The sequence below is a fragment of the Streptomyces hainanensis genome (genome assembly GCF_004348415.1).
GTDB classification, from domain to species: domain Bacteria; phylum Actinomycetota; class Actinomycetes; order Streptomycetales; family Streptomycetaceae; genus Streptomyces; species Streptomyces hainanensis.
In genome coordinates this window covers 1-13,882 of the sequence record NZ_SMKI01000183.1, presented here as the reverse complement: position 1 = coordinate 13,882, position 13,882 = coordinate 1, and the positions used below count along the sequence as shown (strand labels likewise).

The window sequence follows — 13,882 nt, the reverse complement described above, 5'->3', positions numbered from 1 at the left end:
GTGGGGGAAAACCCCGGCCGCCCCCACCCGGGCCGTACTGCCGGGGGAGTACCGCCCCGGCCCGGTCATCCGCCGGAGTACCGCCCGTCTCGCCCGGCGGGGGGACGAAACGGCCTGGTGGGGCCGGGAGTCTGGAGACGGTCGAGCCCGCGGCGGCCAGCCGCCCGGCCGCCGCCCAGAACCCCCGAGGACGAGGAGCCGTCGATGTCGGCCGTCACCACCAGCCTGCCGCCCGGGCCGCAGGCGCCACCCGGACCAGCCGGACGGCGTCGCGTCCTGCCCTGGGCCGTCATCGCCCTGTGGATCGTGGCGGTGGCCGTCGCCGTGCCGTTCGTCGGTCGGCTCGCCGACGTGCAGCGTGACGAGAACGTCGACTACCTGCCCGAGAGCGCCGACTCCACCCAGGTGGTGCGGCTCCAGGACGAGCTGCCCGGCGGCGAGGGCACCGAGCTGATCCTCGTCTACCACCGCGACGGCGGCCTCACCGAAGCCGACCGTGCCGTGGTCGGGGAACGGGCCGCCGGGATCGCCGAGGCCCACGCGCTCACCACCGAGGGCGCGCCCCCGGTCATACCGTCGGAGGACGGCACCACCGTCATGGTCCCGTTCGTCATCGGCGGGCTCGCGGGTGACGAGGAGAAGTCCGCCGCCGTCACGGACGTCCGGGAGCGGGCCGGCGCCGACCTGCCGGAGGGGCTGACCGCCGAGGTCGGCGGCTCGGGCGCCCTCCAGCACGACGCCGAGCAGGTGTTCGAGTCCATCGACACCACCCTGATGCTCTTCACCGTCGCCATCGTCGCCGTGCTGCTGATCGTCACCTACCGCAGCCCCGTCCTCTGGCTGCTGCCGCTGCTGTCCGTGGGGGTGGCCGCCGTGGCCTCCCTCGCCCTCGTCTACGCCCTCGTCCAGGCCTTCGACCTCACCGTCACCACCATGAGCCGGTCCGTCATGACCGTCCTGCTCTTCGGCGCCGGCACCGACTACGCGCTGCTGCTGGTGGCCCGCTACCGCGAGGAACTCCGCCGCCACCAACTGCCGTCGGCGGCGATGGCGCGCGCCCTGCGCGGCTGCGCGCCCGCCCTGGTCGCCTCGGCGGGGACCGTCGCCGCCGGGCTGGTCTGCCTGCTCGCCGCCGACCTCAACAGCAGCAGCGGCCTCGGCCCCGTCGGCGCCGTCGGTGTCCTGTGCGCGCTGGCCGTCATGCTCACCCTGCTGCCCGCGCTGCTCGTGGTGTGCGGCCGCCGGGTGTTCTGGCCGCTGATCCCCGCCTTCGGCAGTGAGGGCCACGGGCGCCGTTCCGTCTTCGCCCGCCTCGGCACCTCCGTCAGCCGTCGGCCGGTCGCCATCCTGACCGGCGGCGTGGTGCTGATGGGCGCGCTCGCCCTCGGCACGCTCAACCTGCCGGGGACGCTGAAGAACGAGGACTCGTTCGTCGACGCCCCCGAGTCCGTCGCCGCCATGGACCGCCTCGCCGACGCCTACCCCGACCGCGCCACCCAGCCCCTCACCGTGCTGGCCCGCACCGACCACGCCGCCGAGGTGCTGCGGGAGGCCGCCGCCACCCCCGGCGTCGCCGAGGCCGAGGCCGGCCGTGCCGCCAACGGCTGGACCGAGTTCGACGTCTACGCCGTCGACCGTGCCGAGTCCGACGGGGAGTCGGCGACCATCGGGGCGCTGCGCGACCGGCTCGACCGGGTCGAGGGCGCCGACGCGCTGGTCGGCGGCCCGTCCGCGCAGCAACTCGACCTGGCCGACACCAACGCCCGCGACCGGACGCTCGTCATCCCCCTCGTCCTCGTCCTGGTCTTCCTCATCCTCGCCGCCCTGCTGCGCTCGCTCGTCGCGCCGGCGATCCTGCTCGCCGCCGTCGTCGCCTCCTGGGGCGCGGCCCTGGGCATCGGCGGGCTGGTCTTCGAACCGCTCCTCGGCCTGGCGGGCCTGGACCCCTCGGTGGTGCTGCTCACCTTCGTCTTCTGCGTGGCGTTGGGCGTCGACTACGGCATCTTCCTGATGCACCGCATGCGTGAGGAGACCCGGAACGGCCTCGACGCCCGCCACGCCGCGCTGGCCGCGCTGCGCGCCACGGGCGGGGTGATCGCCTCCGCGGGCGTGGTGCTGGCCGCGACGTTCGTCGTGCTGGCGACGCTGCCGGTGGTGAACCTGGTCGAGATCGGGCTCGTCGTCGCGGTCGGCGTCCTGCTCGACACCTTCCTGGTCCGCACCTACGTCGTCACCGCCGCGGCCTGGCTGCTCGGCCGCCGCGTCTGGTGGCCGGGGGCGCTGTCCCGCCGCCGGCTTTCGAACGAACGTGCCCGATGATGGGCCGGTGACCGTGCCGCCCATCCCGCCCCTGCTGCGGACCACCGAGGACCCGGGTGCCGCCCGGGTCCTCCGGCTGGACGCGGCGCTGGCGCTCGTCGCGCTCCTGCTCAGCCTGGCCACGGCAGTGGTGCTGATGCCGGAGGGCCGGGAACTCGACCTGGCCGGGCTGCTGTTGATGGTCGGCATGGCGGTGCCGCTCGTCAGGCGCCGCCGCTGGCCGCTTGGCGTGCTCGTCGCCCACCTCGGCGTCGCCGCGCTCTACCACGCCCTCAACTACACCCACCTGGCGTCGTTCCCGATCACCGCGCTCGCCCTGTTCACGGTCGCGCTGGCCGGTCCACACCTGCGCACGGTGCTGGTGTCCGGCGCGGTCCTCGTCCTCGTCCTCGCCGTATGGGTGCTCTCGGGCAACGAGACGGGCATCGAGACGCTGCGCACCTCCGGCTGGATCCTCGCCGTGCTCGTCCTCGGCGAGGCGTTCCGGCTCAACCGCGAGTACGTCGCCGCGATGCGCGACCGCGTCGAACGGGCCGAGCGCACCCGGGAGGAGGAGGCCGCCCGCCGCGTCGCGGAGGAACGGCTGCGGATCGCCCGCGACCTGCACGACCTGCTGGCGCACAGCATCACGCTGATCGGCGTCCGCTCCTCCGTCGCCGCCCACCTCATCGCCACCGACCCCGGGCGTCTCGACCGGGCCGCACTGGCCGGGGAGTTGGACGGCATCTCCGAGACCTGCCGTGAAGCCCGCGGCGAACTGCGCGCCACCCTCCAGGTGTTGCGCGGCGACGACCCGGAGAGCAGTGGCCCGCCGCCCGGCCTCAACGGGCTGCCGGACCTGGCGGGAGCGGCGCGGGCGGCGGGCGCCACCGTGGAGCTGACCGTCGACGCCGGCGGAGGACCCGTGCCGCCGGTGGTCGGCGCGGCCGCCTACCGCATTGTGCAGGAGGCGCTGACCAACGCCGTCCGGCGCGCCGGGCCCGAGGTGGCGGTGCGGGTCACCGTGCGCCGCGAGGAGGGGGCCCTGCGCCTCGACGTCGCCGACGACGGCACCGTGGCGCCGGGTGGCGGCGAGCCGGGGTTCGGCCTCACCGGCATGCGGGAGCGGGCCCGCTCCATCGGCGGCACCCTGGTCGCGGCGCCCCGCCGGGACGCGCCGGGATTCGCCGTCACCGCCCACCTACCCCTGGAGGAGACCGAGTGCCGGAAGAGCCCGTGATCCGCGTGCTGCTCGCCGACGACCAGACCCTGGTCAGGGCCGCGTTCGCGATGCTGATCGACTCCACCCCCGGCCTCTCCGTCGTCGGCCAGGCGGGCACCGGCCGGCAGGCCGTGGAGCTGGCCCGCGCCACCCGCGCCGACCTGGTGGTGATGGACATCCGGATGCCCGACCATGGGGGCACCTCCCATGCCGCCAGGCATGGGGGAGGCATAGAGGCCACCCGCCGCATCGCCGCGGACGAGGACCTGGCCGGCGTCCGCGTGCTCGTGCTGACCACCTACGACACGGACGAGCACGTGATCGAGGCCCTGCGCGCCGGCGCCTCGGGATTCCTCGTCAAGGACACCCGCCCCGCCGACCTGCTCGACGCCGTCCGCACCGTCGCCGCCGGCGACTCGCTGCTCTCGCCAGGACCCACCGCCCGCCTCATCGCCCGGGCGCTGCGCACCCCCGACGCCCTGGCCGAGCGCTCCCCGCTCCCCGCCCTCGACCGGCTCACGGACCGCGAACTCCAGGTGTTGACGCTGGTCGCCCGCGGCCTGAGCAACGTGGAGATCGCCGACGTCCTGCGGCTCTCCCCGCTCACCGCCAAGACCCACGTCAGCCGGATCATGGGCAAGCTCGCCGCCCGCGACCGGGCCCAACTCGTCATCCTCGCCTACGAGTCGGGCCTGGTCACGCCGGGCGGCTCCTAGCCGGCCCCGCAAGCGGGCTCAGCCGGCGGCGTCACACCGCTGGGTGTTGAGGGTGAACGCGGTCGGTGAGGTACCCCCGGTGCCGCTGGAGTTGAAGCCGAACGACACCGAACCGCCGGCCGGAATCGTCTGGTTCCAGTTGGCCGGCCGCGCCACCACGGTCGACCCCGACTGGGTCAGCGTCGCGTTCCAGTGGGACGTGACCCGCTCGTCGCCAGCGAACGACCAGGACAGCTCCCAGGGGGAGACGGCGCTGGTGCCGCTGTTGCGGACCGTCACCTGGGTCGTGGCGCCACCCGTCCACCGGTGGGACTCGTAGCGCACCGCGCACGTCGCCGGCGCCGGGGCGCCGCCCGCGCCGAGGTCGTCGACGTAGGACGCGATCCAGGCCAGCGGCGCGTTCCAGTTCACCGTGACCTCGTTCGTCGAGTACGACTCGATGTGGTCGACGTAGCACATCGCCGGCGCGCAGCCCTGGAGCAGGTCCTCCGCGATCGGGTCCTGGAGCGCGTTGTTGGGACCGCCCGCCACCGAACCGGCAGGCGGGTTGGGGAGGTTGGCGTTGAGCTGGTTGGCCCAGAACCGGTGGTGCTGGTTGCGCACGTCGCGCTCGCCGTAGCCCGTCACGTAGGAGAGGTTGAGCGGGTTGCGGCCCAGCAGGTAGTCGAGGCCGGTGAGCACCGCGTCCCGGTAGGTCGGGTCGTCCGTCAGCTCGGCCGCCGTGGCCAGCACGACCATGTTGTTGAGCACCTGGCTGTTGGAGCCCCACACGTAGTTGCCCTGGGACGGCGCGTACGGCAGTCCGTACACCGCCTCCGCCGCGTCGGCCGCGTAGCGGTCGGCGGCGTCGGTGACCATGGCCCGCACCGCGGCCAGCTCGCCCGCCGGCAGGTCGTTGTCGACCGTCGCCAGGCTGAGCGCGCCGAGCGCCGCCGTCCAGGCCCAGGAGAAGCCGTCGTCCGTGAAGACGGCCGCCGCGTCGCCGTGCAGCGGCGAGTCGAGCACCGCCTGCCGGTACGTGTTCTCGCCGGTCGTCACGTACAGCTCGGCGGCCGCCCAGTAGAACTCGTCCCGCACGTCGTTGTCGCTGTACGCGCCGCCGCCGACGCCGTCGTTCGGGTCCGCGTAGACGTCCGGGTGGGCCAGGGCCGCCGCGTAGGCCGTGGTGGCGGCGTCCAGCAGCTCGGCCGCGAAGGCCGCGTCGTACGGCTCGTAGAGGCGCGCGCCCTGGGCCGCGGCCGCCGCCAGGTTGAGGGTGGCGGCCGTCGACGGCGGGTGCAGCTCCCGCGGCTGCGGGTCCTGGTCGGGCCGCAGCGGCAGGCCGGTCCACTCGCGGTCGTGCAGCTTGTGGTGCGCCATGCCCGCCAGCTCCTCGCCGGCCGGCACCTGCATGGCCAGCAGGAACTCCAGCTCCCAGCGGGCCTCGTCGAGGATGTCGGGCACGCCGTTGTCGCCCTCCGGGATGGCGAGGCTGCCGTCGCCGAGCGCCCCGGCCGCGTCGCGCTCGTGGGCGGAGAGCAGCTGGGCGACGGAGATGCCGCCGTTCACCACGTACTTGCCGTGGTCGCCCGCGTCGTACCAGCCGCCGGCCGCGTCCAGCGTGTAGTCGCAGACGCCGGGCTGGCACGGCACGCCGTCGTCGCCCTGGTTGGGGGCCACGCCGACGTGTCCGGCGGGCCGCGCGTACTCCTCGCCGACGTACTCCGCCTCGATCGGGGTGCCGCTGCGGTTGTGGTAGAAGTACGCGAGCGCGTCGGTCCGCAGGTCGCCGTAGAGGTCGTCGCCGATCGCGAACGGCTCGCTGGTCTCCTCGCCGATCGTCACCGTGTAGCCCTCGCCGGGGGTGGCGAAGTCGTCGAAGGCGAAGGTGTGCGTGTTCTGCCCGGACGTCGGGTCGACGCCGCGCGGCGTGGTGGTGCCGGTGGCGGCCGGCGTGCCGTCGGCGGCGTCGAGGGTCCACGGCAGCGGGACCGTGGCCTCGGTGACGAAGGTGCCGCGCTTGGGCCCCTCGGTGAGGTAGCCGACCTGGTTGACGCGCACCGGCGAGCCGGTGTCCGGCTCGTAGACCGGCGGTTCCGCGCCGCCGGTGAGGGACACGTCGTCCAGGCAGAAGGTGAACGGCTCGGCGCTGCCGCCCATCTGGAAGACGAGCTGGGCCGCCGCGTGGTCGGCGCCGGCGGTGAAGACGTGGGTGATGGGCTCGGCCGTCCCGTCGACCGGGTCGGGCGACGCCAGCTCGGTGGTCCACGGCTCGGTGTTCATCTGCACGTTGGTGCGGACCGTGATCGGGGTGCTCGCGGTGGCGGTGAAGGTGAGCTGGTAGCTCTCGCCGGCGGTCAGCGGCAGCCCGTCCTGGCCGACGATGACGTCCCACGGGTTGACGGTGCCGCCCGCCACCTCCGCGCACAGCCGCCCGTCCACGACCGTGGCGGGGGCGTTGGCGGTCGACCACCAGGGCGTGATGACGCCGCTGGCGAAGTCGCCGTTCTCGATCAGCTCGGGGCCCTCGGCGGCGGCCGGCGCGGCGCCGGCCGTGGCGAGGCCGGCGGCGGCGAGCCCGGCGGTCAGGGCCAGGCTCAACAGCCGCCGGCCGCGCGGCGGATGGGAGGAAGGAAGTAACGTCACGGCTCGGTCCTTCGGGGTCGGGGGTGGCGTGCGCCCTCTTCCGGGTGCGTGGGAGCGCTCCCAGATCTGTTTCCCGTTCAGCCTGTGGGCGTGGCGTGACCCCGTCAACCCCTGGTGACCCCCCGAGAACGTCCATATCCGCGCATCAATAAACTCTCGTGCCATGGACGCCCTGATAGCGGTCTTCCTCGTTCTTCACATCATCGGCATCTTCGCGCTGCTCGGCAGCAGCCTGCTGCAGTTCGCGCCCGTGGGCGCGGTGCGCGCCCGGCTCGGGGCGGGCATGTTGCACGGCGCCCTCACCATGCTGGTCACCGGGCTGGCGCTGGTGGGCCTGAACCAGGCCGACGACCAGGAGGTGAACAACGTCAAGATCGCCGTCAAGCTGGCGGTCCTGGTGGTGGTCCTCGGCCTGGTCTACGTCAACCGGGACGAGGAGCGGGTCCCCGCCCCCGTCCTCGGCGGGGTCGCCGCGCTGACCACGGCCAACATCTTCCTCGCGACGCTCTGGTAGCCGGCGCGCCGACGCGTCGCTCACCAGGACGGCTTGCGCACCGCCCCGTAACCCCCGCCGCGCGGGCGGTCCTCGAAGTGCAGGTGGGGGCCGGTGACGTTGCCGGTCGAGCCGACCCGGCCGAGCCGCTGCCCGGCGTCGACCCGGGTGCCGGCCCGCACCTCGCGCGAGGACAGGTGGCAGTAGACGTAGTCCCGGCCGTTGTCCGCGCGCAGGCCGAGCCACTTGCCGTAGGCGCCGCCGTTGTCGTTCGACCAGACGACGGTGCCGGAGCGGACCGCCACCACCGGTGTGCCGTTCGGCGCCGCGTAGTCGTTGCCGGTGTGGAAGCCGGCCGCGTACCGGCTGTTCCTGACCCCGTAGGCGTAGGTCACGGAACGCCCTGGCACGGGTGACGAGACGCGCCCGCCGCCCGATCCGCCGGAGCCTCCCGAGCCGGCGCGGCTGTCCGTGAAGGCGAGCCGGGCGAACGTCTGCGGCCCCGGCAGCCCGTCGGCGTCGCCGCCGCGCCAGCCCTGGGCGCGTTGGAACGCGGTGCAGGCGGCCTTGGTCTGCTCCCCGTAGAAGCCGGTGGCGCCGGCCGGAATCCGGTGACCTCGGCTGATGAGCGCCCGCTGGAAAGCGGTGACGCAGGAGTCGTTCTTCCCGAACTTCACGTGTGCGAAGTTGATCGCCGGCATGATCCCCCCATGTCAATTGGGCGTGGGCCGTGCTCCTTTGAAATGGAATTCTGCTCGCTAATTGTCCGGCACGGGGTCATAGCGGACAAGAGGTCGGCCGGATGACGGTGCCCGCCCCGCCGGCCCGATGCCGTCGCCTTCCGGGTCCCGCGTCCTACGATCGCCCCGAGAGGCACACGAGAGGCAGAGGAATCGAGGTCCGCCCATGCTTTCGGCCGTTGCCACCGCCGCGCACGCTCCGCTCACCCTCACCGAACGCGAGGTGCCCGAACCGGGGCCCGGCGAGGTGCTGGTCAGGATCACCGCCTGCGGCGTCTGCTACACGGACCTGGACCTGATCCAGGGCCACTGGCCGATCGCGCGCTTCCCGGTCGTCCCCGGCCACGAGATCACGGGCGAGGTGGCCGCGACGGGGCCCGGCGTGTCGTTTCCCGAGGTCGGCACGGCCGTGGGCGCCCAGTTCCTCGGCGACTCCTGCCGCACCTGCGACTACTGCGTGCGCGGCGAGCAGATCCTCTGCCCCCGGAAGCGCATCACGGGCATCGTGATGGACGGCGGCTACACCGAGTACGCCGTCCTCAAGGCCGACTTCACGACCCCGCTGCCGGACGGGCTCGACCCGGTCGCCGCGGCCCCGCTGATGTGCGCGGGCCTGACCGCGTTCAACGGCCTGCGGCAGGGCGGGATCACCGCCACCTCGCGGGTCGCGGTGATCGGCGCCGGCGGCGTCGGCGCGCTGGCGGTCCGCTACGCCGTCGCGATGGGGGCCCGGGTGGCCGTCATCGGCCGGTCGAACCGGGCCGAGGCGGCGGCGCGGGAGATGGGCGCCGAACTGTTCGTCGCCACCCGGGACTCCGACCCGGCCGAGGCCCTGCGGGGCTGGGACGGTGGCGCGGACCTCGTCCTCAACACCTCCCCCTCCACGGCGGCCGCCGCGGCGACCCTCACCGGTCTCGCGCCGGACGGCACGCTGGTGCTGTGCGGGTACGACGCCGAGCCGCTGAGCCTGCCGGTCGGGCCGATGGTCCTCAACCGGCTGCACGTGATGGCCAACCCGTCGGGCTCCCCGCACGACACGCGCGACGCGCTGGCGTTCTCGGCCGCGCACGGGATCCTGCCGGAGTTCACCCCGGTCGGCCTGCGGGACGCCAACGCGGCGCTCGACGCGATGGCCGAGGGCCGGGCCGGCAGGCGGTCGGTCATCACCTTCGACTGACCGCGGTGGGGGACCCGGGCTCGGCGGGGCAGGGGAGCAGGGGGTTGTTCCGGTTCGGGGAGCAGGCGACGAGGTCGAGGGTGTAGTAGCCGATTGCTTGGAAATACCAAGCGGCGTGCGCGTCGCCTCCCCGGCGGAGGACGCCCTCGACACGCGCGATCTTCGCCACCAACTGTTCCGGCTCTCGCTCCTCCGCACTGGCGAACCCCGACGCGGCGCGCGTCGCCTGCTCCGCGAACCACTGGACGGCCGCGTCGGCGTCGTGGAACATCGCGGCAGCGGCGCCGGCCGTCGTGCGGGCTACTGGCGTCCACAGCCGTCGCCCCCCGACTGCCCACCATCGGTGGGCTCGACGGGGACGGCCAGATCCATCCGCCCGGAACGGACATCTCTCTCAGCCGTGGTGTGGGTCGCCGGGCGCAGGTGTGACGAGCCAGAACGACTCCGTCACCAACCGGTAGCGCCGGTGGGCGGGATGCAGCCCGGTGTGCTGCAACGCCCAGACCTCAACCGGCAGTTGCTCGTCCTCCACCCGCATCGAGGCCAACCCGCAGGACAGGCACATCACCTGGAAGACGCCACGCGGCATGTCCTCGCTCACGTCGGCCGTCACCGTCCGCCCCCGGACTCCGTCCGGGGGTGCCACCATCGCGGAGCGGATCACCCGCCGGCGGCTCAACGCGGCTCCGCGGAACGCCGGTTCGCCTCCGCCACCAGCGGACTCAGCGACTCGCTCAGGCTGACCGGCTCCACATCCCCCGGCCGGGCGGCCCACTCGCACCCACCACCCAACGGCCGCAACCACACCCGCCCGCACTCGTGGGCCATGACGCGGCCAACGCGATCCCGAGCGGTATCACGTGCCGTGGCTCCGATTTCAAGCCGCTCCGATGGGGTTCCTTCTCCCGGGTGCGGTCCGACTTCTGACAGTTGATTCGACCATGGCGCGGAACCATGGGCTGGCCTGCTCATGTCGTCAGCTCCCTTCCGGAGCCCGGGTTTCGGGTCCATGCCTTCTGGAGCTTGGCGTTTCCGCGGCGGCCTCGAAATGTTCCCGCGCCCGGACACCCAGGCGATTCTCGATACGGCCTTGGATCGGAGCACGCCTGCGGTGCGACAACGCTTCGCTGACCTACTGGCGGACCAGGGAAGACGCGGGCCGGTTGCGGCTGCGGACGAGTACGAGTCGTGGACGGAGGACATCGAACGGGCCATGGTGGCCGTCGGATGTCAGAATTTCGGCTCCGCTGTCAACCTGCTCAACCGATGGTCGCAAGCCTGCACGCCGTTGATCCTCGACGGCAGAGGGCGTTATCTCTATGCGCGATCTCTCGTGGTCCTCGGCGACCTCCGTCGCGACCAGGGCTTGCTCCGAGGGCCCCTATCCGCGCAACGGGTGTATGCCGTGTCTCGCGAGCTGTTCACCGATCTGGGGAAATCTCGCCGGACCGAGCAGGTTGAACTGCTGCTTGCACTGCCTGACGAGATGACCGGACGCTTGGAGAGTGCGGTGCGGCAGTACAGGCGACTCGCATCGGACCAGCGACTGAGCAGACGCGATCGCCCTCGCCCATCGCGGCTCCGAGGATTTGCGTCGGGCGCTCCACCACATGGATGTTGCCCGCTCTGGCGGGTTCACTCACACCCCGTTGCAGCGCGTCCGATTCGGTACGGCGCACGGACATATTCTCCTGTCTGATCGAGCGACCCGAGAGGCTGGACTCTCCGCTCTCGACTCGGCGGAACGGCTGGCGGGACAGTACGGTCTTGGACATCAGCTGCGCTCTATCGAGGCCATCCGGTCGTCGCTCGAGAATGCGGGACGGTCAGGCTGAGGGCTTCGACGACGACCTGGGGAGACTCTGTGCCCGAGCAAGATCAGCCAACGGTCACCGACGCCCAGTGGCGGGACGCTCGCCTCATCTGGGAGTACCACCTGATGGGGCACGAACCACGGCCCTGTTCGGTCGGCATCGGGCTCGGCAGTCATGATCTCGGCGTCGCCAGCCGCGCCGTCGAACTGTACTGGGCCGGGCACTTTCCGACGCTCGTCTTCAGTGGCGGCAACAGCCCCACCACCCGTGCGCACTTTCCCCGGGGCGAGGCTGTCCACTATCGCGAGCACGCGCTGGGTCTGGGAGTTCCGGAGGAGGCGGTGCTCGTGGAACCTCGGGCGGCCAACACGGGGCAGAACATCGAGTTCTCGCGTCGTGTGTTGCGGGAGGCGGGGATCCAGGTCGACTCGGTACTGCTGATGTGTAAGCCGTACATGGAGCGCCGGGCCTTCGCGACCTGCCGTCGCGTGTGGCCGGAGGTCGAGGTCGTGTGCGCGTCGGAGCCGTTGGCGCTGGACGACTACGTGAAGTCCATCGGCGACGAGAAACTGGTAGTGGACATGATCGTCGGTGACCTGCAACGAGTGATCGAGTACCCGGCGCGCGGCTACGCCATCCCGCAAGCCGTGCCGGACCGCGTGGTCGCGGCGTACGAGCGTCTGCGCTCGGCGGGATTCGACAGTCGGCTGGTCAGGCCGCTTCGCTAGATCTCCGGCGCGGCGCGGCGTCGGCGACTCGCCCGCTCAGTCCAGGTCGGACATGTCCAGCACGAAGCGGTAGTGGACGTCGTTGCGGCCGAGGCGGGCGAGGGCGTCGTTCACCTCGGCGGAGGGGAGCAGTTCGATGTCGGCGGTGATGCCCTCGGCGGCGCAGAAGTCCAGCATGGCGGCGGTCGCGGGGCGGCCCGCGCTGCCGGTGACGCCGGCGCAGAGCAGCGGGGCGGCGGCCGGGTCTAGGCCGGGTCGCCGACGGAGAAGCGGGTGACCTCGGGTCCCGTCTCGGTCACCACACCCGTGAACTCGTGCCCGGGCACCAGAGGGCGCCCGGCCTCGCCTTCGTCGGCGCGCAGGGCGTGAGGGGCGCGCAGGGCGCGGAGGCCGCCGGGCGGGTGCGCCGGGGCGACGCGTCCTGCTCCGCGACTGCGTCAGGCGCGCCGTCGCCGTCGAGTGACCGGCCCCCGGCCGAGGGGGGCCGGGGTCAGATCACCGGCGGGCGGCCGAGACGCGTCATGCGCCAGACCGTGCGCCAGCGGATGGGGCGGCGGGTGCCGCACGGGTGGCGGAGCCCCTCGGCGAAGCCGGCGAACCAGGCGCGGAGGCCGGGCACGGAGCGGTCGCGGGCGAGGGTGAGGAGGATCCAGGTGGCGAGGTACGCCGGGATCAGCGGCAGCGGCAGGCGGCGGCGGGCCAGCCAGACGCGGTTGCGGGCCGTCATCCGGTAGTAGACGGCGTGCCGCGTCGGGGAGGTGCGGGGGTGCTGGAGCAGCAGCTCGGGCTCGTAGACCACCTTCCAGCCGGCGTCCAGCGCGCGCCAGGCGAGGTCGGTCTCCTCGTGGGCGAAGAAGAACTCCTCGGGCCAGCCGCCGGTCTCCGCCAGCATGTGCGCCGAGAGGGCGTGCCCGCCGCCGAGGAAGGTGGTGACCTCCCCGGCCCGCATCGGGTCGCTGGCCCGCAGCCGGGGCACGTGGCGGCGCGCGGTGTAGCCGGTCTCGTCGGCGATCCGGAAGCTGATGATGCCGAGCTTCGGATCGGCCGCGTACATCTCCTGGACGCGGGTGAAGACGTCGTCGTCGACGAGCAGCCCGTCGTCGTCGAGGCCGACGACGACATCCACGTCGCCGAAGGCGGCGAGCGCGGCGAGCGCCGCGTTGCGGCCGCCGGTGACGCCGCGGTTCTCCGGGAGTTCGAGGGTGGACACGGGCGCGGGATAGACGGGAAGCTCGGTGCCGTTCCCGACCACGACGACGCGGGTGGCGGGCGTCCGCTGACGGTGCACGGACTCCAGCAGCGCGGCGACCTCGGTGGGGCGGTCGCCCATGGTCAGGATCGCTACACCCAGGCGTGGTGGGGACACAGGCACTCCACAGCTCGGCGGCAACTTCCGAGATGCTAGCCGTTCACCCTCTCGTGGGAATCACGCAACCCGATGAACGTGGTGATTCGGAGGCTAACGGCGGGTCCCAGGCGACCCGGGAAGCCGCGCCGGCGGGCCGCGGTCAGCCCCGGTTGAGCACCCGGGTGACGCCGGCCACCAGGGCGGTGGTCAGCAGCCAGCCGGCGGCGACCAGGGCGTAGGAGAGGCCCTGGAGCGCGGGGGCCGTCCAGTGCCAGGTGTTGCGCAGGCCCAGGCCGGCGATGGGTACGAGCAGGTCGAGGGTGTAGACGAGAGGGTTGAACGGGGCCGCCTCGTCGGGCTTGGCGGCGGTCGGCTCGCCGGCGGCGAAGGCGGCTGTGCCGAGGAGCACGAGGGCGGCCATCCAGAGGCCGGCCAGCCACGGCCGGTACCCGTAGCCGACGGTCGCGTCCAGCAGGTGGCCCCAGGCCCGGCCGGCGGGGCCCAGCGTGACGCGGCGATGTCGCTGCTGGGCGAGGCGGACGGCGCGTGCCTCGTGGTCGTGGCCCAGTGACTGGTAGGTGGCGGCCAACTGCTGGTAGGTCTTGGGCCGGTACCCGTCGGGATCGTGGCGCGGCAGGGCCAGGCGGTGGGCGGCCGGCAGCTGCGGCTGGAGCGAGCCGTAGACGAGGCCGTCGAGCCGGACGGGCGCGGCGGGTGCGGC

General features: G+C 73.1%; 12 protein-coding genes and 2 pseudogenes. 6 read left to right on the top strand and 8 right to left on the bottom strand.

Features of this window, described 5'->3' with window-relative positions:
- The first annotated feature begins 204 nt into the window (after positions 1–204).
- From E1283_RS18170 to E1283_RS18160, 3 genes are read left to right on the top strand one after another with little or no spacing between them, the layout of a single operon-like run.
- On the top strand, positions 205–2,319 hold the full coding sequence (locus tag E1283_RS18170; RefSeq protein ID WP_132819119.1) for an MMPL family transporter: 2,115 nt from the start codon (positions 205–207) through the stop codon (positions 2,317–2,319).
- A 7-nt stretch (positions 2,320–2,326) separates the two neighbouring features.
- The gene (locus E1283_RS18165; protein ID WP_341829936.1) at positions 2,327–3,538 is read left to right on the top strand and encodes a sensor histidine kinase; all 1,212 of its coding nucleotides are present in this window, start codon (positions 2,327–2,329) and stop codon (positions 3,536–3,538) included.
- Positions 3,539–3,588: 50 nt separating this feature from the next.
- Positions 3,589–4,236: a response regulator gene (locus E1283_RS18160; RefSeq protein ID WP_132819123.1), complete on the top strand. Its 648-nt coding sequence runs from the start codon at positions 3,589–3,591 to the stop codon at positions 4,234–4,236.
- An 18-nt stretch (positions 4,237–4,254) separates the two neighbouring features.
- On the opposite strand, the gene E1283_RS18155 is transcribed toward E1283_RS18160, so the two are convergent.
- Positions 4,255–6,861, bottom strand: coding sequence for a glycoside hydrolase family 9 protein (locus E1283_RS18155; RefSeq protein WP_243744926.1), 2,607 nt, complete (start codon positions 6,859–6,861; stop codon positions 4,255–4,257).
- Between the two features lie 163 nt (positions 6,862–7,024).
- On the opposite strand from E1283_RS18155, the gene E1283_RS18150 reads away from it, so the two are divergent.
- Positions 7,025–7,375, top strand: a complete 351-nt coding sequence (locus E1283_RS18150) for a hypothetical protein (RefSeq protein WP_132819117.1) — start codon at positions 7,025–7,027, stop codon at positions 7,373–7,375.
- 20 nt (positions 7,376–7,395) lie between these two features.
- Here E1283_RS18150 and E1283_RS18145 read toward each other — a convergent pair whose 3' ends face one another.
- Positions 7,396–8,031, bottom strand: a complete 636-nt coding sequence (locus E1283_RS18145) for a peptidoglycan DD-metalloendopeptidase family protein (protein ID WP_243744925.1) — start codon at positions 8,029–8,031, stop codon at positions 7,396–7,398.
- Between the two features lie 229 nt (positions 8,032–8,260).
- Between E1283_RS18145 and E1283_RS18140 the strand changes: the two genes are divergently transcribed.
- The gene (locus tag E1283_RS18140) at positions 8,261–9,271 is read left to right on the top strand and encodes an alcohol dehydrogenase catalytic domain-containing protein (protein WP_132819115.1); all 1,011 of its coding nucleotides are present in this window, start codon (positions 8,261–8,263) and stop codon (positions 9,269–9,271) included.
- Here the strand turns inward: E1283_RS18140 and E1283_RS18135 are convergent.
- Positions 9,258–9,542 carry a hypothetical protein gene (locus E1283_RS18135; protein ID WP_132819114.1) on the bottom strand — a complete coding sequence of 95 codons (285 nt, stop codon included), beginning with the start codon at positions 9,540–9,542 and terminating at the stop codon, positions 9,258–9,260. The two genes, E1283_RS18140 and E1283_RS18135, sit on opposite strands and share 14 nt — an antisense overlap.
- A 123-nt stretch (positions 9,543–9,665) precedes the next feature.
- The gene (locus E1283_RS18130) at positions 9,666–9,950 is read right to left on the bottom strand and encodes a DUF7848 domain-containing protein (RefSeq protein WP_132819113.1); all 285 of its coding nucleotides are present in this window, start codon (positions 9,948–9,950) and stop codon (positions 9,666–9,668) included.
- 1,260 nt (positions 9,951–11,210) lie between these two features.
- Here E1283_RS18130 and E1283_RS18120 point away from each other — a divergent pair.
- Entirely contained in the window at positions 11,211–11,813 is a 603-nt protein-coding gene (locus tag E1283_RS18120; RefSeq protein WP_132819121.1) for a YdcF family protein, read from the top strand.
- 36 nt (positions 11,814–11,849) lie between these two features.
- On the opposite strand, the pseudogene E1283_RS18115 reads toward E1283_RS18120, so the two are convergent.
- The 4 genes and pseudogenes from E1283_RS18115 to E1283_RS37365 form a co-directional block, all read right to left on the bottom strand.
- A pseudogene (locus tag E1283_RS18115) lies at positions 11,850–12,020 on the bottom strand (NAD(P)-dependent alcohol dehydrogenase); the annotation flags it as partial.
- Between the two features lie 38 nt (positions 12,021–12,058).
- Positions 12,059–12,142 (bottom strand): alcohol dehydrogenase catalytic domain-containing protein, encoded by an 84-nt coding sequence (locus tag E1283_RS39895; RefSeq protein ID WP_425086194.1) that lies wholly within the window; start codon positions 12,140–12,142, stop codon positions 12,059–12,061.
- A 161-nt stretch (positions 12,143–12,303) separates the two neighbouring features.
- On the bottom strand, positions 12,304–13,179 hold the full coding sequence (locus E1283_RS18105; protein ID WP_132819112.1) for a glycosyltransferase family 2 protein: 876 nt from the start codon (positions 13,177–13,179) through the stop codon (positions 12,304–12,306).
- A 142-nt stretch (positions 13,180–13,321) separates the two neighbouring features.
- Positions 13,322–13,882: pseudogene (locus tag E1283_RS37365) on the bottom strand (oxidoreductase); the annotation flags it as partial.